The sequence below is a fragment of the Bradyrhizobium sp. PRIMUS42 genome (assembly GCF_023006515.1).
Classification (GTDB): Bacteria; Pseudomonadota; Alphaproteobacteria; order Rhizobiales; family Xanthobacteraceae; genus Bradyrhizobium.
Genome location: NZ_JALBGZ010001261.1, coordinates 1 through 997 on the forward strand (window position 1 = coordinate 1; position 997 = coordinate 997).

General features: G+C 66.9%; 1 protein-coding gene and 1 pseudogene. Both read left to right on the top strand.

Annotation, left to right across the window (positions count from 1 at the left end; genetic code table 11):
• On the top strand, nt 1–687 hold a 687-nt coding region (locus MOV75_RS39540), incomplete at its 5' end, for a flagellar basal body P-ring protein FlgI (RefSeq protein ID WP_247008264.1).
• Nucleotides 688–754: 67 nt separating this feature from the next.
• Nucleotides 755–997, top strand: a pseudogene (locus MOV75_RS39545) (hypothetical protein); the annotation flags it as partial.

The window sequence follows — 997 nt, forward strand, 5'->3', positions numbered from 1 at the left end:
CAGGGCGCGATCACGGTCGCCGGTTTCAGCGTCGGAGGCCAGGCGCAGAACGTCAGCCAGGGCACGCCGACGGCCGGGCGCATCCCGAACGGTGCGCTGGTCGAGCGCGAGGTGCAGGGAAGTCTCCATGAGATGGAGTTCCTGGTGCTGGAGCTGAAGAACCCCGATTTCGTCACCGCAACGCGCATCCTCGACGCCATCAACCGCTACGCCGGCGGACGCTACCGCGCCCAGATCGCCTTCGAGCGCGACTACCGCAACATCGTGCTGTCGAAGCCGCGCCACATCGGCCCGGTCCGATTCCTTGCCGAGATCGGCGAGCTGACGGTCGAGCCGGACACGCCGGCACGTGTGGTGATCAACGAGCGCACCGGCACGGTGGTGATCGGGCGCGACGTGCGGATATCGACCGTTGCGGTGACGCACGGCAATCTGACGGTCCGTGTCACGGAGATGCCCGTGGTCTCGCAGCCGGCGCCGTTCTCGCGAGGCCAGACAGTGGTCGTCCCGCAGACCGTGGTCGAGGCCAACGAGGCCGGAGCGCAGGTGGCGATCCTCAGCGGGGTCGATCTCCAGCGCCTGGTGCGCGGGCTGAACCAGATCGGCCTGAAACCGTCTGGCATCATCGCGATCCTGCAGGCGATCAAGACGGCTGGCGCGCTCCAGGCCGATGTCATCGTGCAATGATGCATAAGCGTCGTGCAAGCTTGGTCGCTCAATGCTCAGGTCTCGACCGAGAATCGCACGCGGCCCGATGCTGAAGCTGGATCACAAAGCCAAATTCCTCCTGCTGGTCGCGGCATCAGTGCTCGCAGGCGCTTCGCCTGTGCTGGCCCTGGACGAAGCCAAGCCGTCGAAGCCGCTCAACCTGCTCTCCTTCGCGCGCGCCCGCGCGTCCGGACCGCAGAAGCCGCAGCCGATCACCGGGATACCAAGCGACAATGCGTCGGTCCGGGCGACGGCGTGGGCGGCTGAAGATTCGGGACCCGCGATCACC